22 protein-coding genes are annotated in these 19588 nt (G+C 62.3%); 14 read left to right on the plus strand and 8 right to left on the minus strand.

What is annotated here, in order from left to right:
• Window position 1 precedes the first annotated feature (1 nt).
• From LB533_RS20745 to LB533_RS20760, 4 genes are all read right to left on the minus strand, one after another.
• Window positions 2-1522 (minus strand): type II and III secretion system protein family protein, encoded by a 1521-nt coding sequence (locus LB533_RS20745; protein ID WP_140639946.1) that lies wholly within the window; start codon window positions 1520-1522, stop codon window positions 2-4.
• Window positions 1519-2331: a Flp pilus assembly protein CpaB gene (cpaB, locus tag LB533_RS20750; protein ID WP_140639947.1), complete on the minus strand. Its 813-nt coding sequence runs from the start codon at window positions 2329-2331 to the stop codon at window positions 1519-1521. The genes LB533_RS20745 and cpaB overlap by 4 nt, the downstream gene beginning before the upstream one ends.
• A 201-nt stretch (window positions 2332-2532) precedes the next feature.
• Window positions 2533-3051 (minus strand): prepilin peptidase, encoded by a 519-nt coding sequence (locus tag LB533_RS20755; protein WP_140639948.1) that lies wholly within the window; start codon window positions 3049-3051, stop codon window positions 2533-2535.
• Window positions 3052-3212: 161 nt separating this feature from the next.
• Window positions 3213-3392 (minus strand): Flp family type IVb pilin, encoded by a 180-nt coding sequence (locus LB533_RS20760; RefSeq protein ID WP_140496730.1) that lies wholly within the window; start codon window positions 3390-3392, stop codon window positions 3213-3215.
• 353 nt (window positions 3393-3745) lie between these two features.
• On the opposite strand from LB533_RS20760, the gene LB533_RS20765 reads away from it, so the two are divergent.
• The 3 genes from LB533_RS20765 to LB533_RS20775 all read left to right on the plus strand — a co-directional run bounded on the left by LB533_RS20765 (window position 3746) and on the right by LB533_RS20775 (window position 5540).
• Window positions 3746-4168, plus strand: a complete 423-nt coding sequence (locus LB533_RS20765; RefSeq protein ID WP_140496732.1) for a pilus assembly protein N-terminal domain-containing protein — start codon at window positions 3746-3748, stop codon at window positions 4166-4168.
• A gap of 127 nt (window positions 4169-4295) precedes the next feature.
• Entirely contained in the window at window positions 4296-4877 is a 582-nt protein-coding gene (locus LB533_RS20770) for a TadE/TadG family type IV pilus assembly protein (protein ID WP_140639949.1), read from the plus strand.
• 42 nt (window positions 4878-4919) lie between these two features.
• Window positions 4920-5540, plus strand: a complete 621-nt coding sequence (locus LB533_RS20775) for a TadE/TadG family type IV pilus assembly protein (protein ID WP_224678153.1) — start codon at window positions 4920-4922, stop codon at window positions 5538-5540.
• A gap of 6 nt (window positions 5541-5546) precedes the next feature.
• Here the strand turns inward: LB533_RS20775 and LB533_RS20780 are convergent, their stop codons facing one another.
• Complete coding sequence (locus tag LB533_RS20780; protein WP_140639951.1) at window positions 5547-6464, minus strand: phosphate/phosphite/phosphonate ABC transporter substrate-binding protein; 918 nt, start codon at window positions 6462-6464, stop codon at window positions 5547-5549.
• A 135-nt stretch (window positions 6465-6599) separates the two neighbouring features.
• Here LB533_RS20780 and LB533_RS20785 point away from each other — a divergent pair, with 135 nt between their 5' ends.
• From LB533_RS20785 to LB533_RS20825, 9 genes are all read left to right on the plus strand, one after another.
• The gene (locus LB533_RS20785) at window positions 6600-7841 is read left to right on the plus strand and encodes a phosphopentomutase (protein WP_140639952.1); all 1242 of its coding nucleotides are present in this window, start codon (window positions 6600-6602) and stop codon (window positions 7839-7841) included.
• Window positions 7834-8724 (plus strand): bifunctional DNA-formamidopyrimidine glycosylase/DNA-(apurinic or apyrimidinic site) lyase, encoded by an 891-nt coding sequence (mutM, locus tag LB533_RS20790; protein WP_140639953.1) that lies wholly within the window; start codon window positions 7834-7836, stop codon window positions 8722-8724. Before LB533_RS20785 ends, mutM begins: the two co-directional genes overlap by 8 nt.
• A gap of 41 nt (window positions 8725-8765) precedes the next feature.
• Window positions 8766-9539 (plus strand): enoyl-CoA hydratase, encoded by a 774-nt coding sequence (locus tag LB533_RS20795; RefSeq protein ID WP_140496745.1) that lies wholly within the window; start codon window positions 8766-8768, stop codon window positions 9537-9539.
• 207 nt (window positions 9540-9746) lie between these two features.
• The gene (rpsT, locus tag LB533_RS20800) at window positions 9747-10013 is read left to right on the plus strand and encodes a 30S ribosomal protein S20 (RefSeq protein WP_140496747.1); all 267 of its coding nucleotides are present in this window, start codon (window positions 9747-9749) and stop codon (window positions 10011-10013) included.
• Between the two features lie 848 nt (window positions 10014-10861).
• Window positions 10862-12406, plus strand: a complete 1545-nt coding sequence (gene dnaA / locus LB533_RS20805; protein WP_140639954.1) for a chromosomal replication initiator protein DnaA — start codon at window positions 10862-10864, stop codon at window positions 12404-12406.
• Window positions 12407-12606: 200 nt separating this feature from the next.
• Window positions 12607-13725, plus strand: coding sequence for a DNA polymerase III subunit beta (gene dnaN, locus LB533_RS20810; RefSeq protein WP_140496751.1), 1119 nt, complete (start codon window positions 12607-12609; stop codon window positions 13723-13725).
• An 11-nt stretch (window positions 13726-13736) separates the two neighbouring features.
• Window positions 13737-14879 carry a DNA replication/repair protein RecF gene (recF, locus tag LB533_RS20815; RefSeq protein ID WP_224678154.1) on the plus strand — a complete coding sequence of 381 codons (1143 nt, stop codon included), beginning with the start codon at window positions 13737-13739 and terminating at the stop codon, window positions 14877-14879.
• 39 nt (window positions 14880-14918) lie between these two features.
• A complete protein-coding gene (locus LB533_RS20820; RefSeq protein ID WP_140639956.1) occupies window positions 14919-15677 on the plus strand; it encodes a molybdopterin-synthase adenylyltransferase MoeB in 759 nt (252 codons plus the stop codon).
• 2 nt (window positions 15678-15679) lie between these two features.
• Window positions 15680-16168, plus strand: coding sequence for a GNAT family N-acetyltransferase (locus tag LB533_RS20825; RefSeq protein WP_224556961.1), 489 nt, complete (start codon window positions 15680-15682; stop codon window positions 16166-16168).
• Between the two features lie 30 nt (window positions 16169-16198).
• Here LB533_RS20825 and LB533_RS20830 read toward each other — a convergent pair whose 3' ends face one another.
• Window positions 16199-17200: a 2-hydroxyacid dehydrogenase gene (locus LB533_RS20830; RefSeq protein WP_140496760.1), complete on the minus strand. Its 1002-nt coding sequence runs from the start codon at window positions 17198-17200 to the stop codon at window positions 16199-16201.
• Between the two features lie 148 nt (window positions 17201-17348).
• On the opposite strand from LB533_RS20830, the gene LB533_RS20835 reads away from it, so the two are divergent.
• Entirely contained in the window at window positions 17349-17909 is a 561-nt protein-coding gene (locus LB533_RS20835) for an SH3 domain-containing protein (protein WP_140496762.1), read from the plus strand.
• Between the two features lie 44 nt (window positions 17910-17953).
• On the opposite strand, the gene LB533_RS20840 is transcribed toward LB533_RS20835, so the two are convergent.
• Window positions 17954-18313, minus strand: a complete 360-nt coding sequence (locus LB533_RS20840; RefSeq protein WP_140639957.1) for a DUF4260 domain-containing protein — start codon at window positions 18311-18313, stop codon at window positions 17954-17956.
• Window positions 18314-18362: 49 nt separating this feature from the next.
• Window positions 18363-18794 (minus strand): iron response transcriptional regulator IrrA, encoded by a 432-nt coding sequence (irrA, locus tag LB533_RS20845; RefSeq protein WP_181165297.1) that lies wholly within the window; start codon window positions 18792-18794, stop codon window positions 18363-18365.
• Between the two features lie 242 nt (window positions 18795-19036).
• Here irrA and fabA point away from each other — a divergent pair, with 242 nt between their 5' ends.
• Entirely contained in the window at window positions 19037-19555 is a 519-nt protein-coding gene (fabA, locus tag LB533_RS20850) for a 3-hydroxyacyl-[acyl-carrier-protein] dehydratase FabA (protein ID WP_140496768.1), read from the plus strand.
• Window positions 19556-19588: the final 33 nt, after the last annotated feature.

Consider the following 19588-nt stretch of genomic DNA (forward strand, 5'->3'; position numbering starts at 1 on the left):
TTCACTTGTAGATGAAGCCGACGACGCCGTGATAACGGCCGCTGGGCTTGTCCGTCTGCATTGTGCCGTAGACACGATTGACTCGGCCCAGGAACATACCGGCGCCATCGCTGGCGGCGTTGAAATTGTCGTCAGGTTTGGCAAGGTCGTTCCGTGCCACCGGTTTCACCAGATAGGGGGTGATGATGATCACCAGCTCGGTCTCGTTGCGCACGAAGTCTCTGCTTCGGAACAGTGTGCCGAGCACCGGGATCTTTGTCAGCCCGGGCAGGCCGGCGACAGCCTGCCTGACGTCATCGCGGACGAGGCCGGCGATCATCATCGAACCACCTGACGGCAATTCGACGGTGGTGTCGGCAAGTCTCTTGCGGATGGACAACAGCGTGGTTCCGGGCAACCTGCCTGCCGCTTCCAGCGTGGTGGCGCCTTCGGCAGTAGGCTCCGACACGGACGTCCGGACCTTGAGGCTGATCCGACCGGCCGACAGCACAACCGGCTGGAACTCCAGGCCGATGCCGTATTCGAGTTTATCGTTGGTGTATGTGACCTGCCCTGTCTTGTTGTCGTCTGAAACATTGTTCGTACGGCTGGTGATGAGATTGAACTCGCCACCGACCTTGAATGTTGCCTTCTCACCCGAGACGGCGGTGAGGGTCGGCTCCGCCAGCGTCTTCATGACGCCGCCTTGCTCCATTGCGTTTAGATAAGCCTGAAGCGCCGAGGTGCCGATCGAAGCTCCCGAGAATTGCGACAGCGGTTTCCCAAGCCCGTATGCCGGGGTGCTCATCGCGTCGTAGCTGATACCGTTGCTACCGCCGCTGCCCACCATGTTGACGCCAAGCTGCTTCATCACGGAGCGGCTGACTTCGGCGACCGTCACCTTGAGCGTGACCTGGTCGTCGCCGATGATCTGCAAAAGATTGACGATCTTGGAGACGCGGCGTTCCTGGTCCGGATTGTTGATGTCGACACCACTCTGGGCCGAGCCGCCGGCCGCGGTCTGCGAATATTGTCCCGTCGTCGCTTCACCGCCCGAGACGAAGATCGTCGCCAGGTCGACGGCGCGTTTGGCGTCCAGCGGCGTGTCGACGGTTCCCGTCAAGACGACGTTGTCGTTCAGCAGTTCGACCTTGATGGCTGATGTCGGGATGAAGCGCTTGATATAATCCTCCAGGCCTGCGACGTCGCGTTCGACGGCCAGATCGAGGCTGACGATCTGTTCGCCATTCGGCCCGAACACAAAGATGTTGGTCTCGCCAACCGCCTTGCCGAACAGGTAGATGCGTCTCGCGGTACGGGTCACCGCGTCGGCGACGGTCGGATTGGCGACAAGAATGTCGTAGGCATCACTCGGCAGGTCGATGACCACCGACTTGTTGAGGCCGAGCTTGACGCGCTGGGTGGCCGCCGAAGCCGAAACCTGGGCACTCTTGGCCTCGACCACGCTCTGCACGTTTGTCCCAATGAGCAGCAGGCCGAAAGCCGCTGCCATGATCGCCGGCAGTTTACCGCTTAGCCTCATTTTCTTGCCCCCACTTCGGAAACTTCGCCCGACTTGATCAGCCTCACCGTTCCCTTGCGGCCATTGCCGGAAACGAGATAGTCGGCCTCATCCACATTCTTTTCCTGGGTGTCCGTGATCGCCCGCAGCGCGAGCGTCAGGCGATCCGCCATCTGCTGGGCGACGGTGATGATCTCCGCCTGCTTGGGCGTCAGTTCCAGCGTGGCGGTCTGACCCACCCTGGTCTTCTTGCCTTCCTCGTCCTCCTGGATGGTCTGGTCGATCGCCAGGACGCGGATGTTCTTGAGGATGGTTTCGGTGTTGAAGCCGGAGCCGCCGCTGTTGGCATCGGCACGGCGGGTCATGATGACGTCGACGAAATCATTCGGAAGGATGAAGCCGCCGGCAGAGGTGTCGGCCGATATCGTCGTGGCGACCGCCCGCATGCCGGAAGGCAGGATCGACGACATGAAGCTTTGCCCCTCGCCGATCAGCTTGGAACGCCGCACCGGCTCGCCCGCATACATCGGCACACGGGCTATGGACCCCTTCAGTTTCTCCAGGGCATCGGGAGCAGTGGCCTTGGTGATGAAATTGGCGTTGATGCCGTCAGCCGGCCAGGATTGCCAGGCAATGTTGTTCTCGAGCTGGCTGCCCATGGTGACATCGCCCGACAGGACAAGCACGTCCTGCAATGCCACGGCGGGAGCCGCTGGACCGGACTCGACGATCTGCGGTGGCGGCGCGGCGACCATGTTCTTCGCGACATAGCCAGCACCACCCGCCGCGGCGACCGCCACGCTCAGAATAATCAATCGGGATGCTGGCATCTGTCCGAACCCTCGCCTTGGCAAACCACCTAGCCAGGCCGGACTTTGCAGCGGCAATCGTCAAAACAAGGTTAATGTAATGCTTACGATCGTGATTAATTTAAGGTTTACATAAATTAGCTGTATTGCGCGGTCAGCGACAAACAGCCAGCCGGCTCCGCAGAGCCAGCCCGCAACACAGCCAAGGAATGATCGGTAAGGTCAGGCCGCAAGCCTGGCCAGCGCCCAGACCATCAGGGGCGAATCCGGGTAGGTCAGCAATCCGCCCAAACCGAGTGCGATGCCGTAGGGAACCCCGGTTGTCTCATCCGCGAAGTGACGCAGGAACGGATTGCGGCCGGTAAAAACCGCAAGCGGCGACTTCCGGTAGACGAGAATGGCAAACGTCAGCAGGCCGCCTATAAAGGTCGAGACCACGAGATACTCGACGAGCTGGATGTTGAGTCCCATCCACACGGCGGTCGCGGCCAGCAGCTTGGCATCACCGCCGCCCATGCCGCCCATCGCGAAGAGGCCGAACGTTACGGCAAGAACCAGAGCGCCGGCGGCGAAATGCCAGCCATAGGCCGCCCATTCCATGCCGGTCAGCGGCGCAACCAGTGCGAAGACGACGATGAGCAGCACCGGCACGCGATTGGCGATCGTCATCGACAGCATGTCGGAGATAGCGGCGAACAGCATGCAGAACGGGAAGACGACGAAGATCAGGGCTTCAAGCATCGGCGCTGTGCCTATTATCGGATTAAGCCGCACTCAATCTAAGCATGTTCGATTAACGATTGATGAGGCTCAGAGCAAAAAGACATTGAATAGAACAAGGGCCGCCAGGTGGCGGCCCTTGTCCAGAACGCAATCCGAGCGCTCAATATACTTGACGTCGTTCAGGGCGTCGGGACGTTGTTCAGGGATGTTCCGATAGCTTCGAACTTGGCGTTGATTGCGTTGCCAAGCGCGCCGGCGCCGACGATGATGGCAAGCGCGATGAGGGCGGCGATCAGACCATATTCGATAGCGGTCGCGCCGGATTCGTCCTTTACGAAACGTGCAATGAGATTAGACATTCGAGAGCTCCTACTCCACGTGTTACAGCACTTCCGTCAACTTCTGTGATGGTTGATCGGATGCTGCCAACCTAGGGAGAAGCTCTTTCGATCGACTTAATAAACAGCCTTACCGATTCCTTTCGCGGTTGGAACATATTGCGTGGTTAACTATGGGCTAAGCGCCGGCCGAGGCGCAATTCCCAGTCAAGCAGCCGCAAAAGAAATAGCTCCGCGACCACAATCCGCGACAGGAACCGGGTGTGGCCGGCGCGTATGACGATCGCGGCACATGGCGCCCGGGCCTGCTTAACCGTTGGTTCACCAATCTCGTTCATGTTCCGTTGAACAGTCCGCCCGCCTGGAGCGCCTCAATGGCCGAGCCGAAATCGTCGATCCTGATTGCCGTGCTTCTTGCCGCCGTGAGCTTTGTCATGCCCGCCAGGGCCGACACCGGCATCGAGGTCACCATGAACCAGGCCAAGATCGTCAAACTGTCGCGCCCTGCCGACACGATCGTGGTCGGTAACCCGGCAATCGCCGACGCGTCCGTGCAGGACGCCTCGACGATCGTGCTGACTGGCAAGGGCTTCGGCGTCACCAACCTCGTCGTCCTCGACCAGGATGGCAGCCCGATCATCGATGAACAGATCACCGTCGTGCGGCAGGCGGCCTCGTCGGTGCGCATCTACCGGCGCGCTGAAGTTCAGACCATGTCCTGCACGCCCTATTGCGAAAGCTCCTACAAGAGCGAAGCCGAAAAATCCTCAGAAGCCGAGATGAGCGTCAGCCGGTAGGCACGCGGTCCGGGTTAGCGGGTGGTTAAGACGCCCGCGGCGACTTTAACGATCATTCAAACCGGACTTCAATTGGTTTGCACTAATACACCTGCCGAGACCGTCTGGGGATGGGCAGGATCAGAGCATGAGCAACGAATTCGTCTCGACAGGCGATCGCAAGGCAAGACGGGCACGGTTTTTCGCACGCTTCGCCGGCGATCGCCGCGGCAGTACGGCACTGGAGTTCGCGCTGCTCGCATTGCCGTTCGCGGTTCTTGTCTTCGCCATCCTTGAAAGCTGCATCTCATTTGCCGGCCAGGAAGTGATGGCCAACATCACCGACGACATCGCGCGCAAATTGCGCACCGGGCAGTTGAGGCCGGCCGACGTCGCCGGGGACAAGTTGAAGACCATGATCTGCGACAGGCTGGAGATCATCGTCTCGCAGGATTGCCCCAATCAACTGGACGTGGACCTTCGCGAATATCCGACGTTCGCCGACGCGGCCACGGCTAGCTTCAAGATCGACAACGGCAACATCATTTTGATGCAAGGCACCAACTCGCAGCCCTTCGCGACCACGCCAGGCTTGGCGGAATCGAAGAACATGCTGCGGGTCTTCTACAAATGGCCCGTCATGACCGATCTTCTGGCTCAGTCGATGGGCGGCAACAAGACACTGCATTTTGCATCGGTGACCTGGCAGAACGAGCCATTCGACAACTGAGTTCGTGGCGGAAGCAAAAAGCCAAGAAAAAGGGCAACGGGCATGATGCGTGCGGGGGCACATCCAGGAATGGCAGGACGCTGGGGGAAGTGGGTCGGTCTCATACGCGATCGCCGCGGCATCGCGGCGGTCGAGTTCGCCCTTATCGTTCCCATCCTGCTGATCATGTATTTCATCACAATGGAGGCCTCCCAAGCCATCGAGACCAGCAAGAAGGTCAGCCGCATCGGCAGCATGGTCGCGGATTTGGTCACGCAGCAGCCGACCATCGTCAAGGCGGACCTGGATGCCATCATGAAAATCGGCACCTCCACCTTGCAGCCCTACAATCGCTCGACGCCGGATATCACCATCACGGCAATACAGTTCACAACCGACACGCCGCCCAGGGTGAACGTGGTGTGGTCGCGCAAGGTGGTCAATGGCGTCTACAGCATCGGCACCGCCCTGCCCGCAACCACTACGGTTCCGGCAACGCTCAGGGTCGCAGGCACCTTTCTCATCCGGGTCGAAAGCAAACTTGGTTACAAACCGATCATCACCTGGTCCGCAGACAGCTCACAGACGGCCGGATTGACGACGGTCTTCAACAATATATCGATGGGCGAGACCTATTATCTGCGTCCGCGCAGAAGCCTGACGATCCCCTGCGGCGACTGCTGACGAGATCTATCGCCGCACGCCATCGTCCGACACCAGGCGGACGAAGGCGTGCGCCATCTCGTAATCCTTGGGAACCACGGTGGCGAAACCGCCGGAATGCTTCGATTCCAGCAAATCGTAGAGATCGGGCGTCGTCGATTTGAGATTGGTCAGGAAGACGGTCAACCGGCGCTTGGCTTCCGGGTCGAGATCCCTGCGCACCACATGGGGACCGTATCTCAGCAAGCCCGACGTCCATACGACTTGAAGGGCGGTCGCCGAAAGCCCGGCGGCTTCGAGCCTTGCCTGCGTGCCCGATAGTCTTGGCTCGCCGTCGGCCGCCGCCGTCGCCCAGCCGAACAAGGCATCGGCCTGGCCATCGACCAGCATTCCTTCCGCGGCCGAGGCGGAACCGGCGTGAACCAGAAACGATGCGTCCTCTGCGATCTTGACGTGCTCGGCGGCCAGTCCCGCCAATGGCAAAAGAGAACCAATGCTGTCCGCCGGCGGCATGGCGATCCGGTGGGTTTCCATCGCCGCCAGGCTGGGCACCTTGCCATCCTTCGTCAGCAGCACGGCGCGGATGCCGACCGCGCCATCTGAATCGACCGGTGCCACAAGCGGTTCGACGCACTCGCAGCGTCTTGACGCCGTTGCATAGGCGGTCGCCGAGTAGACGGCATATTCGATGCGGGCATTGGCCTGCGCATCGATCAACGCGGCATAGTCCCGGGCAACGACGAACTCCACCTTCATGCCCAGCGCGTTGGTAAAGGCCTCGGTCAACCGCGCCAGGCCTGGAACGGTATTGCCTGCGCCGGGTTCGGCGACGATGCCGATGCGAAACGTGCCGATATCGTCGCGCCAGTCGGCGCGCGCCGAGCCGGACCAGACCGCGCCTTGCGCGATGATGAGAGCAGCGCATGTCTTCAGGGCAGCTTTCATGGGAGACCCGGTCCTGCGATCCGTCAGTGAATTGGTTCCGGACTATCGCGCCGAGCGGTTGCCGTTTGGTTTCCGAATTGCCAATGCCGCCGTGGAACCCTATGTCTGGATGCTCAAACCGGCAACAATGACCTCATGGCGCGTGCTTTCCTCTTCGTCCTGGATTCCTTCGGCATAGGCGGCGCCGCCGACGCCGAACGCTACGGCGATGCCGGTGCCAACACCTTCGCCCATATCACCGAGGCCTGTGCGGAAGGCCGCGCCGATCGCGAAGGACTTCGCCAGGGACCGTTGTTTGTTCCCAACATGGCGTCGCTCGGACTTGGCAAGGCTGCCGAGACCGCGACGGGGCTGGGCTTTGCCGCTTTCGGGACGGATCTCGTCGCCAATACCTTCCACGGTGCCGCCCAGGAGGTTTCGAGCGGCAAGGACACGCCATCCGGCCATTGGGAGATAGCAGGCCTGCCGGTGCGTTTCGACTGGGGCTACTTTCCCGATACGATCCCGGCCTTTCCCGCCGAACTGACCGAGGCCATCATCCGCGAAGGCAAGGTACCAGGCATTCTCGGTAACTGCCACGCGCCTGGCACCGAGATCATCGAACGGTTCGGCGAGGAGCACATCCGCACGGGCAAGCCGATCTGCTACACCTCCGTGGACTCAGTCCTGCAAGTCGCCGCGCACGAGGTCCATTTCGGCCTGGAGCGGCTCTACGAATTCTGCAAGGTGGTGCGTCGCCTGGTTGATCCGTTGAGGATCGGAAGGGTGATCGCGCGACCGTTCGTCGGCGAGACGGCAGCCACTTTCGAGCGGACCTACAACCGACACGACTACGCCGTGCCGCCACCCGAGCCGACATTGCTCGACCGGCTGACGGCGCGTGGCAGCCGTGTCATCGCCGTCGGCAAGATCGGCGACATCTTTGCCCATCGGGGGATTTCGGAAGTGCGCAAGGCCGCGGGCAACATGGCCATGTTCGACCAGGCGCTTGATGCAATGGATGCGGCCCGCGACGGCGATCTCGTCTTCGCCAATTTCGTCGATTTCGACACCGAGTTCGGCCATCGCCGCGATGTTGCAGGTTATGCCGCCGCGCTCGAGGCCTTCGACCGGCGATTGCCGGAAGCATTCGCGAGATTGCGACAGGGCGATCTGCTGATCCTGACGGCCGACCACGGCAACGACCCGACCTGGCGCGGCACCGACCACACACGCGAACGCATTCCGGTGATCGGCATCGGACCGGGTCTGACGGGCGGCGACATCGGGCTGAGAACGACATTCTGCGACATTGGTGAAACCGTGGCCGAACATCTCGGGTTGGCGCACGGCCGCTACGGCACTTCCTTTTACCCGGATATGGGCGGCCATGCCTGAATTGCCCGAGGTCGAGACGGTCCGGCGCGGGCTGGAGCCGGTTCTGGAAGGTGCCCGCATCATCCGCGCCGAGGCACGCCGGCCGGACCTGCGTTTTCCATTCCCCGAAAAATTCGCCGAGCGGCTGACCGGCAAGGCGATCACGGCGCTCGGACGCCGGGCCAAATATCTGACGATGGATCTCGAAGGCGGTCCCGCCCTGATCTGCCATCTCGGTATGTCGGGCTCGTTTCGCATCGAGACGGCCGACGCCGCCGAAATGCCCGGCGTGTTCCATCACGAGCGGTCGAAGAGTTCGACGCACGACCATGTCATCTTCGACGTCGCCTCTCGGGACGGCACCCGCTCGCGCGTGGTTTTCAATGATCCACGCCGCTTCGGCTTCATGCTGTTTTGCGAAGGGCCGCCGGACACCCATCCGATGCTGGCGGGGCTCGGCGTCGAACCCACCGGCAATGCGCTTGACGGAGTGCTGCTGGCCTCGCTGCTGAAGGGCCGGAAATCGCCGCTGAAGGCCGCTCTTCTCGACCAGAGACTGATAGCCGGGCTCGGCAACATCTATGTCTCGGAGGCGCTATGGCGCGCCGGGCTGTCGCCGCTGCGCGAGGCCGGCACGATCGCCAAAGCCGGCAAGAAAGCGGGTGAGCAAAGCCGGGAACTTGCCGTGGCGGTCCGCTCGGTCATCGCAGATGCCATTGCGGCCGGCGGATCGTCGCTGCGCGACTACATGCACACCGACGGTTCGCTGGGCTATTTCCAGCATTCCTTCGCGGTATATGACCGGGAGGGCGAACCCTGTTCCAAGCCTGGCTGCGGCGGCCATATCGAGCGCATCACGCAGAGCGGCCGCTCGACCTTCTATTGCCGGACCTGTCAGCGGTGAGCTAGATCGATCTTCAATTGCCTGGAAGAGGAGCCGAAGCCATGGCCTATGAAACGATCGTCGTTGAAACCAGGGGCAAGGTCGGGCTGATCACCTTGAACCGGCCGAAGGCGCTCAATGCGCTGAATTCCCAAGTCATGGCGGAATTGGTGGCCGCGGTAAACGTGTTCGGGGCAGATGACGGCATCGGCGCGATGGTCGTCACCGGTTCCGAGAAGGCCTTCGCCGCAGGCGCCGACATCAAGGAAATGCAGTCGATTTCCTACGTCGATGCCTACATCAAGGACTTTTTCGTCGGCTGGGAAGAGTTGACCCGGGCGCGCAAGCCGATCATCGCGGCGGTGGCCGGCTATGCGCTGGGCGGCGGCTGCGAACTGGCGATGATGTGCGACTTCATCATCGCCGCCGACACGGCAAAATTCGGCCAGCCCGAAATCACGCTCGGCGTCATTCCCGGCATGGGCGGCTCGCAACGCCTGACCCGGTTCGTCGGCAAGTCGAAGGCGATGGACATGTGCCTGACCGGGCGGATGATGGATGCCGCGGAGGCCGAGCGTTCCGGTCTGGTCTCGCGCGTCGTGCCTGCCGGCGAGCTTGTCGAGGAGGCCGTCAAGGCAGCGGCCAAGATCGCCGATTTTTCGCTGCCGTCGGTGATGATGGCAAAGGAAGCCGTCAACCGAGCCTATGAAACGACGCTCGCCGAGGGGCTGCGGTTCGAGCGCCGGCTGTTCCATTCGCTGTTTGCGCTCGACGACCAGAAGGAAGGCATGGCGGCCTTCGCCGAGAAGCGCAAGCCGAATTTCACCAATCGCTGACAGCGCACCTCCGGGGCGCCAAGTGCTTCGGTGTGGCTGAAAAAATGCTCCGGCGCGACGACAGCCAAAAAGAACGCCAGCCAGCGTTGACGCGCCGGGAAAGCTGAACTATAAGCCGCACCAACCGAGGCGGCCCTGTGGCTGCCCGTTTGTTTTTTGTGCCCTGCGGCATGCCGCATGCGCCGACCAGATCAGAAGAGAGGCATCATGGCCAATACATCCTCGGCCAAAAAGGCAACGCGCAAGATCGTCCGCCGCGCGGCGATCAACAAAAACCGCCGCTCGCGCGTCCGCACTTATGTGCGCCAGGTCGAGGAGGCGCTCGCCTCCGGCGACAAGGCCGCCGCGCAGGCAGCGTTCAAGGCCGCCGAGCCGGAATTGATGCGCGCTGCGACAAAGGGCGTGATCCACAAGAACACCGCGGCCCGCAAGGTTTCGCGGCTGGCCCAGCGCCTCAAGGTGCTGTCGGCCTGACGTCCCTTTCCGGACTGATCTTCTGAGAACCCGGCCGATAGTGCCGGGTTTTTTCGTTTGCCGGCAAGCACTTAAAAAGAATACTCGGAAACGGCATCGAAAGCGGGGGCCGCGGTCCGAAATGCTTTGCCGGCATATGCGTGCCGGCTGATGGTCCAGATACTTGAAAAGTGTCGGCTAAAAAATTCCCCCTCCGCAGAAATAATCAATATTTCCCAGCTAGTTACAGATAGTCATCCACACGTTGTCCACAACGTGGCGAGGCGCCAGGAGAACAACTGGCTGTCAAGCGATTTATTTCACAAAATTTCGCGCCAGCCCGGCTTTTTCATATTCGCCGGAAAAGGGTTTGAATCACAATGGCTTTGTCAAACTATAGTGCTGCCGCATGGCGCTTCGGCGCGCCGGACCTAACCAGATTCCTTAAAAATCCGTTAGACGTGGCCTTGCCCTATCCACAGCGATTTCGGTAATGTCGGTCCATCGAAAGGGATGGGCCGGGTGGCCCTGACCCAGCCTGAATGGGCCAGCTTAAATTGGCGGGGTTTGTGACGCGGATCAAGTCCGCGGACAGGTTTGGTTTGCTCTTTTTCGATACGGTAGGGGACTGGCGTAACTATACATGGCAGGTCGACAGCGCCGGCGATTTTCGCCGGACGGTGTTGCATTGCCCTGACATACCCAACACGGACTGGCTTCCATGGGCCGGCACCGGTTCCCTGGATAATGGGCGACGTTCATCTGCCGGCGGCGGCAGCGGGCGTCGTAGCAAAGCGCAGTCGCTGGAACACGGATGCAGGAGGCGCATCCCCGGCGGAAAAACAGGTACAGAGACAAGGAACTCGATCATGCAGAGCGGCGTCGAAAGGGAGCTTACCAATGACATCCCATTTTCAGGAAATCTGATCGGAGCTGATGAGATGGCGGCTTCCAGCGACGCGGAACAGAAGTTCGACCGGGTCAAGGCCCAGTTGAAGGCGCGCTTGGGAACCGAGGTCTATTCGAGCTGGTTCGGGCGCATGAAGGTCGCGGAGGCTTCAAAGGGCATCGTTCGCATTTCGGTGCCCACTGCCTTCCTGCGCTCGTGGATCAACGGCCATTATCTCGATCTTATCTGCGAGCTTTGGAAGCACGAGGATCCCGAGATCCTCAAGATCGAGATCATCGTGCGCACAGCCACCCGCCAGGGACGCAGCCATGCCGAACCGGAATTGGCGCCGGCGCGCAAGATGACGCGACAAACGCAGACGGCGCTGGCCGCCGGCACCGTAAGCCCCAGCAGGCTGGAGCGGGCTCCGGCGCCGCGCCCGGGCATGCCGGCCGAGAGCGAGTTCCGCCACAATGTGCTGGGATCGCCGCTCGATCCGCGTTACACGTTCGCCTCTTTCATCGAAGGGCCGTCGAACCGGGTGGCCTTCGCCGCGGCCAAGGCCGTGGCGGAATCGCAGTCGAGCGCGGTGCGCTTCAACCCGCTCTTCCTTCACGCGACGGTCGGCCTCGGCAAGACCCATTTGTTGCAGGCTATCGCCGCGGAATCGCTGAAGCAGAACCCGAAATCGCGCGTCGTCTACCTGACGGCGGAATATTTCATGTGGCGCTTCGCCACCGCGATCCGCGACAACAATGCCTTGACGCTCAAGGAACAGCTTCGCGACATCGACCTGCTCATCATCGACGACATGCAATTCCTGCAGGGCAAGTCGATCCAGCACGAATTCTGCCACCTGATCAACATGCTGCTCGACAGCGCCAAGCAGGTCGTCGTCGCCGCCGACCGGCCCCCGTCAGAACTGGAATCCCTCGAACCGCGGGTCCGCTCGCGCCTCAATGGCGGCGTCGCGCTCGAAATGTCGGCCCCCGATTTCGCCATGCGCCTGGGCATGCTCAAGCTGCGCCTCGCCACCGCCAGGCACGACGACGCTTCCCTCGACATCTCCGACGAGATCCTCAATCACGTCGCCCGCACGGTGACCGGCAGCGGCCGCGAGCTGGAAGGCGCCTTCAATCAACTCCTGTTCCGCCAGTCTTTCGAGCCGCAGATCACCATCGATCGCATCGACGAGATCCTCGGCCATATCTACCGCACCGGCGAGCCGAAGCGGGTCCGTATCGAGGATATTCAGCGCATCGTCGCGCGGCACTACAATGTGTCGAAGACCGAGTTGCTGTCCAACAGACGCACGCGCACTATCGTCAAGCCGAGGCAGGTCGCCATGTATCTGTCCAAGGTGATGACACCGCGCTCGCTGCCCGAGATCGGGCGGCGCTTCGGCGGCCGCGATCACACAACGGTGCTGCACGCCGTGCGCAAGATCGAGGATCTTTCCGGCGGCGACAACACGCTGGCGCAGGAACTGGAATTGTTGAGACGGTTGATCAACGACCAGGCCTGAGCCGTTCGAAAACGCCTGGCGGCGTGCTTCGCCGCCTTTATCCCCAGAAAGCCCGCGTAGCCGGCCCGAACCGGTCGCGCGGGCTTGCGTTTGCTGGTTTTTTCCTGTCAGTTTACGCAGATTCTGAAGCCTGTTCAGACCTTTCGCGGGACGCCGCCAGCCGGAGACCCGCTCATTCATTCAAGCGAGCCTGGTTCGTCATGCGTGTTATCCTGGAACGGTCAAATCTCCTGAAGTCGCTCAACCACGTCCACCGCGTGGTCGAACGGCGCAACACCATACCGATCCTGTCCAACGTGCTGCTCAGCGCCGAAGGCGCCAGCCTGGAAATGAAGGCCACCGACCTCGACCTGGAGGTGACGGAAGCGACGCCCGCCAAGGTCGAGCGGGGTGGCGCGACGACGGTTCCGGCGCATCTGCTCTACGACATCGTGCGCAAGCTTTCCGACGGTGCCGAGGTGATGCTGAAGACGGACGAGGACGGCAACGCCATGACGGTGACCTCCGGCCGCTCGAGCTTCCGCCTGCAATGCCTGCCGCAATCGGACTTCCCCGAGCTTTCGGCCGGATCCTTCTCGCATATCTTCCGGCTCGACTCGGTCGCGCTCAAGGGGCTGATCGAGAAGACCCAGTTCGCCATCTCCACCGAGGAGACGCGCTATTATCTCAACGGCATCTATCTTCACACACATGAGGTCGGCGGCAAGCTGAAGCTGCGCTCGGTGGCGACTGACGGCCATCGCCTGGCGCGCGCCGAGATCGACGCGCCGGCGGGTTCCGAAGGCATGCCGGGCATCATCATCCCGCGCAAGACCGTAAGCGAATTGCAGAAGCTGGTCGATGATCCCGACGTGGCGGTCACCACCGAACTGTCGGACACCAAGATCCGCTTCACCATCGGCAGCGTCATCCTGACTTCCAAGCTGATCGACGGCACCTTCCCCGATTATCAGCGGGTCATTCCCACCGGCAACGACAAGAAGCTGATCATCGACCGCCAGAGCTTCGCGGCCGCCGTCGACCGCGTCTCGACCATCTCCTCCGAACGCGGCCGCGCGGTGAAGCTTTCGATCAGTGAGGGCCAGGTGACGCTTGCGGTCAACAATCCGGATTCGGGCAGCGCCACCGAGGAGCTGGCCGCCGACTATTCGGCCGACCCGATCGAGATCGGCTTCAACGCCAAGTACCTGCTCGACGTTGCCGCACAATTGACCGGTTCAGAGGCCCGATTCATGTTGGCCGACGCCGGTTCGCCAACGCTGATCCACGACATGGCCGATGAAACCGCGCTTTACGTGCTGATGCCGATGCGGGTGTAGAGCAGCAGCGGTTGCCGGCACAAACCCATATAAGTAAGCTTACACTTACCAATTTCCGCAACTATGCGGCGCTGTCGATCGAGCTTGAGCCTGGCGCGGTGGTGTTTTCCGGTGACAATGGCGCCGGCAAAACCAATCTGTTGGAAGCGATTTCCCTGTTGACGCCGGGCCGCGGCCTGCGCCGCGCGCCTTACGCGGACGTCGCGCGGGAGGGCGGCGACGGCGGCTTTGCGCTGCACGCACGGCTCGACGGACCTGACGGCCAAGTCGAGATAGGGACGGGCATTTCGGGTGGCGACAGTCTTGGCGAGGGCGGCAGGCGGGTGCGCATCAACGGCGCCACGGCGCGATCCGCCGAGGACATGCTGGAATGGCTGCGCGTCACGTGGCTGACGCCGGCCATGGATGCTCTGTTCACCGGACCGGCCGCGGACCGCCGGCGCTTTCTCGACCGGCTGGTGCTGGCGATCGATCCCGGCCACGGACAGCGCGCCCTCGACTATGAAAAGGCGATGCGCGGCCGTAACCGGTTGCTGACGGAAGGTTCGCGGGATTTGAGCTGGTTCGAGGCGATCGAGACGCAGATGGCCGAGACAGGCGTGGCGATCGCCGCGGCGCGCGCCGAAATGGTGCGCCTTCTGGCCGCCATGATCGACAGGCTGCCCGACAGCGGCCCGTTTCCGCAGGCCGATATCGGCCTGTCGGGCGATCTGGAAGCCGAGATCGCCACCACGCCGGCTGTCGACGTCGAGGAGTGGTTCCGCCGCACGCTCGCCGGGGGCCGCGACCGCGACCGCGCTGCCGGGCGCACGCTCGACGGCCCGCACCGCTCCGATCTCGTGGTCCGGCACCGACCCAAGGCGACGCCGGCGGCGCTGTGTTCGACCGGCGAACAGAAAGCCTTGCTTGTCGGCATTGTCCTGTCGCATGCCAGATTGACCGGCGAGATGTCCGGCTTGACGCCAATCCTGCTGCTCGACGAGATCGCGGCACATCTCGATGGCGGCCGGCGTGCGGCGCTGTTCTCGATCCTCGAGGAATTGAACTGCCAGGCTTTCATGACGGGAACCGATGCGGCGCTGTTTTCCAGCCTGGGGGGCCGGGCGCAGTTCCTGACCGTGGATCACGGCACGGTCGCGCCGATGGCTGTGTGAACACCTGACAAGGTTTTTCTCCCGTTATATGGTCGAGCCATGATCGCCACCGCCCTCACCGACGAAGAACTCGAACGCTACGCCCGCCACATCGTGCTGCCCGAAATTGGCGGCGCCGGCCAGCAGCGCCTGAAGCGAGCGCGGGTGCTGGTCATCGGCGCCGGCGGATTGGGTGCACCAGTGCTTGAATATCTTGCCGCAGCCGGCGTCGGCACGCTCGGCGTGATTGACGACGACACGGTTTCGCTCTCCAACCTGCAGCGGCAGGTGATTCACGGCACCGACACTGTCGGCATGCTGAAAACCCACAGCGCCAAGGCGGCAATCGCCCGCATCAATCCCAACACCGCTGTCGAAACCCACACATTGCGCCTCGCCGCGGACAATGCCCAAGCCCTCGTCGCCCGTTACGACGTGGTCGTCGACGGGTCCGACAATTTCGAGACGCGCTATGTCGTGGCCGATGCCTGCGCGGCGGAGGGCAAGCCGCTGGTGCACGCCGCCGTGGGTCGTTTCGATGGCTCCGTGACCGTGCTGATGCCGTTCCAAGCCGATAGGGACGGCGCCTCCAACCCCGGCTACCGCGACCTCTTCCCGGAGGCCCCACCGCCGGGTCTGGTGCCGTCCTGTGCCGAGGCCGGGGTGCTTGGCGTGCTGACTGGGGTGATCGGCACGTTGCAGGCCATGGAAGCCATCAAGCTGATCACCGGCATTGGCGAGCCGCTGATCGGACGACTGCTGCTCTATGACGCGCTGGCCGCGCGTTTCGAGACCATCCGCTACAAGAGACGAAACTGACGTTGAAGCGCACTGCCGATATCATCATCACCCGGATTCCGGCCGATTTCGACGGCTGGAACGAAGTGCTCGCCCTGATCCTGCGCGCATTCGCCTTCATGGACGGCATCATCGACCCGCCGTCCTCGGCGCACCTGCTCACCGCGGAAACTTTGCGCGACAAAGCCCGCCGCGAGACCGGCCTGCTGGCGCTCAGCGGCAACAGGATCGTCGGCTGCATCTTCGCCCTGGAACGAACCGACCACCTCTATGTCGGCAAGCTCGCCGTCACGCCGGACTGTCAGGGCCAGGGCATCGGCAGGTTGTTGATGCAAGCCGTCCAGGATTTTGCCCGCAGCCGCGGCAAGGCCGCAATCGAGCTGCAGACGCGAATCGAGCTGGCTGGGAACCAGGCAGCCTTTGCCCGGCTCGGTTTTCGCGAGATCGTGAGAACGGCGCATGAAGGGTATGCGCGGCCGACTTCGGTCACCATGCGCAAGACTTTTTCGTAAGATTTTACTTACATTCAGTTGCGAAGCCGCTCAGGTCCTGAGCGGCAGCACGCGATCCGGCGGTCGGTGGCCGTCGACGAAGGCGCGGATGTTGATGATCACCTTCTCGCCCATGTCGATGCGGCCCTCGAGGGTCGCCGACCCCATATGCGGCAAAAGCACGACCTTGCCCTTGGTCGCGAGCTTGAGCAGTTTTCCGTTCAATGCGGGCTCGTGCTCGTAGACGTCGAGGCCTGCGCCGGCGATCCTGCCATCCTGGATCAGCTTGACCAGCGCCTCCTCGTCGATGATGTCACCGCGCGCGGTGTTGACGATATAGGCGGTGGGCTGGAGCAGTGCCAGCCGCCGCGCCGAAAGCAGATGGAACGTCGCCGGCGTCGACGGGCAGTTGACCGAGATGATGTCCATGCGGGCCAGCATCTGATCGAGGCTTTCCCAATAGGTCGCCTCCAGCCCGTCCTCAACCGCCTGCAGCACGCGATGGCGGTTGTGATAGTGGATGGAGAGGCCGAAGGCCTTGGCACGTCTGGCAACGGCGGTGCCGATACGCCCCATGCCGACAATGCCGAGCCGTTTGCCCCAGATGCGCCGGCCAAGCATCCATGTCGGCGACCAGCCGGCCCATTTCTTGTCGCCGGTGAGTACATTGGCGCCCTCCGCCAGCCGGCGCGGCACCGCCAGCATCAGCGCCATCGTCATGTCGGCCGTATCCTCGGTCAGCACGTTGGGCGTGTTGGTGACGGTGATGCCTTTCTTGGCCGCGGCCGCGACGTCGATCTTGTCGACGCCATTGCCGAAATTGGCGATCAGCTTGAGGTTTTCGCCGGCCTGGGCGATCAATGCCGCGTCGATGCGGTCGGTCACCGTCGGCACCAGCACGTCGGCCTCCTTGACCGCCGCGACCAGTTCCGGCTGCGTCATCGGCCTGTCCTCGACGTTCAGCCTTGCGTCGAACAGCTCGCGCATGCGGGTCTCGACAGGGTCGGGCAGTTTTCGCGTGATGACCACGAGAGGCTTCTTTTTGCCTGCCATTGTTTCCCTCGTTGAGACCTCTTTAACCAAGACCGGCGAAACTGGAAGCCGGTCGCGGTAGCCGATTTACCCATGTACCAAGCGGTGCCGCCGAAGACAAAGAAAAAGGGGCGCCGGGGCCGGCAGGCCAGCGCCGAAAGGAACGAAAGTGTCTGGTTTCGCGTCGCTTCGCCTGACCCTCAGCGCAGCATTTCTCGGCGCTCTGCTCTATTCACCCCAACTGTGCGCGCAAGGTGCAGCGGCCCCCGCCCAGAGCGTCGTCACGCTCGGGCCGAGCGGCCTGCCGCTGCCACGATTCGTCAGCCTGAAATCCGGCCGCGTCAATTCGCGTGTCGGGCCGGGCGCCAACTACTCGGTCGACTGGATGTACCTGAAGGCAGGCTTGCCGATGGAGATCATCCAGGAATTCGACACATGGCGCCGCGTGCGCGACGCCGACGGCTCGGAAGGTTGGATCAACCAGTCGCTGCTTTCGGGCCGGCGCACGGCGATCGTGGCGCCGTGGCAGCGCGGCAAGGGCGCCCAGATCAATCTCCTCAGGAGCCCCGAAAAGGACGCCAGCGTGGTGGCGATCGTCGAGCCGGGCGTCATGGGCACGATCAAATCCTGCGACGGCCAGTGGTGCGAAATGACGCTCGATGGCCATACCGGCTGGCTCGCCCAATCCGTCGTCTGGGGCGCCTATCCCGGCGAACGGGTCAAGGACTGATTTTTGGCCTTGCCCCGATTCGTTTGAACCGCAGGCCGGACCGTTTAGCGGCCGATGCGGCCGAGATGGGTATCCTGAAAGCTGCTCGACAGCTTCAAGCCGTAGCCCAGCGCACGATCGATGGCGATGTGGGCGATCCAGATCAATGCAATCGCTATAGCGGTTGCATTGCCGAACAGGCTGCCGGCAAGCACCAAAAACACCGGTGGGACCAAGATGTGGAAGGCATTGTAGCAGGCGGCGCCGACGCGCGGCCCGGCGAGATAGCCGAACATGGACAGATCAGGCGCCAGGATCAACAAGGCGAACAACCACCAGGACGCACCGGCGAGTGCATAAAAGACGATAGCGGACACCGCGACAGCGGACCATTCCAACCGGATAGCCAGATCGAGGGGTTTCATTCCCAGCCGTTGATACGTGCCCGGCCGTTCATAGGTGCCTGGCCCTCGGTCATTCGGCGCGTTTGGGGCGCAGCCTCACCACGATGTCGACATTGGCGATCTCCATCCCCTCGGGTGGTTCGGGTAGGTTGGTGACGGTTACCGGACCGTTGGCGATGTCGAAAATCCGGTTTTCGCCTTCGATGTAGAAATGATGATGATCGGAGGTGTTGGTGTCGAAATAGGTTTTGGCGCCCTCGACAGCGAGAATACGCAGCAGTCCCGCCTGGGTGAACTGGTGAAGGGCGTTGTAGACGGTGGCCAGCGACACCGGCACGCCGGCGGCGACGGCCTCCTCGTGCAGTTCCTCGGCCGACAGATGGCGGTCGCCCTTGGCGAAAAGCAGGTCTGCAAGCGCAATGCGCTGCCGTGTCGGCCTCAGGCCGGCTTCACGAACCCGCTTGTCCACAGCGACATTTTCCTTCCGGCAGCCCCGGTCCATCTGGTCGTCCAAGCTCACAGTTCCGCCTCAAGACACGTCCAGAATGGCAAAAAAACGGATGTCTGCCGAAACCGGACCCCTTCCGACATATATTCTGTCGTCCGGATGCGATCAATAGCGCGCATTGACCCGGCAAGACTGGCGGGTTAAGCGCAAACGCCGGTTTCCGGCCTGAAACAGATTGTGTTAGGACACCAACGACAAGGGCGCGCCAGCGCCCGGGACATATGGGAACGAGATTGATGGCGGGTTCGAAATCCAGCTACGACTACGAAGAATTGCTGGCCTGCGCCCGCGGCGAGCTGTTCGGACCGGGCAATGCCCAGTTGCCCTACCCGCCGATGCTGATGTTCGACCGCATCACCGAGATCAGCGAAACGGGCGGGGCTTTCGACAAGGGCTTCATCCGCGCCGAATTCGACATCAAGCCGGACCTGTGGTTCTTTGCCTGCCATTTCATCGGCAATCCCATCATGCCTGGATGCCTGGGCCTCGATGCCCTGTGGCAGCTGACGGGTTTCTATCTCGGCTGGTTGGGCGAACCCGGCAAAGGCATGGCGCTGTCGACCGGCGAGGTCAAGTTCAAGGGAATGGTCACGCCCTCGGTTAAAAAGGTCGAGTATGGCGTGGAATTCAAACGTGTGATGCGTGGCCGGCTGGTGCTGGGCATCGCCGATGGTTGGCTAAAGGCGGACGGCGAACCCATATACGCGGCAACGGACCTGAAAGTCGGTCTGTCTAAGCAGTCGGCGGTCGCTTGACCGTCGCCCTGGTCGACCTCGTGGCCAGCATTC

Source organism: Mesorhizobium sp. BR1-1-13, from assembly GCF_020165515.1.
In the GTDB taxonomy this organism is placed as follows: Bacteria; Pseudomonadota; Alphaproteobacteria; order Rhizobiales; family Rhizobiaceae; genus Mesorhizobium.

Coding starts and splice junctions, on each gene's coding strand:
- LB533_RS20755 (WP_140639948.1), bottom strand. CDS start 3,051: ATGCTTGAAGCCCTGATCTTCGTCGTCTTCCCGTTCTGCATGCTGTTC.
- LB533_RS20745 (WP_140639946.1), bottom strand. CDS start 1,522: ATGAGGCTAAGCGGTAAACTGCCGGCGATCATGGCAGCGGCTTTCGGC.
- LB533_RS20780 (WP_140639951.1), bottom strand. CDS start 6,464: ATGAAAGCTGCCCTGAAGACATGCGCTGCTCTCATCATCGCGCAAGGC.
- mutM (WP_140639953.1), top strand. CDS start 7,834: ATGCCTGAATTGCCCGAGGTCGAGACGGTCCGGCGCGGGCTGGAGCCG.
- LB533_RS20840 (WP_140639957.1), bottom strand. CDS start 18,313: ATGAAACCCCTCGATCTGGCTATCCGGTTGGAATGGTCCGCTGTCGCG.
- LB533_RS20795 (WP_140496745.1), top strand. CDS start 8,766: ATGGCCTATGAAACGATCGTCGTTGAAACCAGGGGCAAGGTCGGGCTG.
- rpsT (WP_140496747.1), top strand. CDS start 9,747: ATGGCCAATACATCCTCGGCCAAAAAGGCAACGCGCAAGATCGTCCGC.
- cpaB (WP_140639947.1), bottom strand. CDS start 2,331: ATGCCAGCATCCCGATTGATTATTCTGAGCGTGGCGGTCGCCGCGGCG.
- LB533_RS20760 (WP_140496730.1), bottom strand. CDS start 3,392: ATGTCTAATCTCATTGCACGTTTCGTAAAGGACGAATCCGGCGCGACC.
- fabA (WP_140496768.1), top strand. CDS start 19,037: ATGGCGGGTTCGAAATCCAGCTACGACTACGAAGAATTGCTGGCCTGC.
- LB533_RS20765 (WP_140496732.1), top strand. CDS start 3,746: ATGGCCGAGCCGAAATCGTCGATCCTGATTGCCGTGCTTCTTGCCGCC.
- LB533_RS20785 (WP_140639952.1), top strand. CDS start 6,600: ATGGCGCGTGCTTTCCTCTTCGTCCTGGATTCCTTCGGCATAGGCGGC.
- LB533_RS20775 (WP_224678153.1), top strand. CDS start 4,920: ATGATGCGTGCGGGGGCACATCCAGGAATGGCAGGACGCTGGGGGAAG.
- dnaA (WP_140639954.1), top strand. CDS start 10,862: ATGCAGAGCGGCGTCGAAAGGGAGCTTACCAATGACATCCCATTTTCA.
- LB533_RS20830 (WP_140496760.1), bottom strand. CDS start 17,200: ATGGCAGGCAAAAAGAAGCCTCTCGTGGTCATCACGCGAAAACTGCCC.
- dnaN (WP_140496751.1), top strand. CDS start 12,607: ATGCGTGTTATCCTGGAACGGTCAAATCTCCTGAAGTCGCTCAACCAC.
- LB533_RS20820 (WP_140639956.1), top strand. CDS start 14,919: ATGATCGCCACCGCCCTCACCGACGAAGAACTCGAACGCTACGCCCGC.
- irrA (WP_181165297.1), bottom strand. CDS start 18,794: ATGGACCGGGGCTGCCGGAAGGAAAATGTCGCTGTGGACAAGCGGGTT.
- LB533_RS20770 (WP_140639949.1), top strand. CDS start 4,296: ATGAGCAACGAATTCGTCTCGACAGGCGATCGCAAGGCAAGACGGGCA.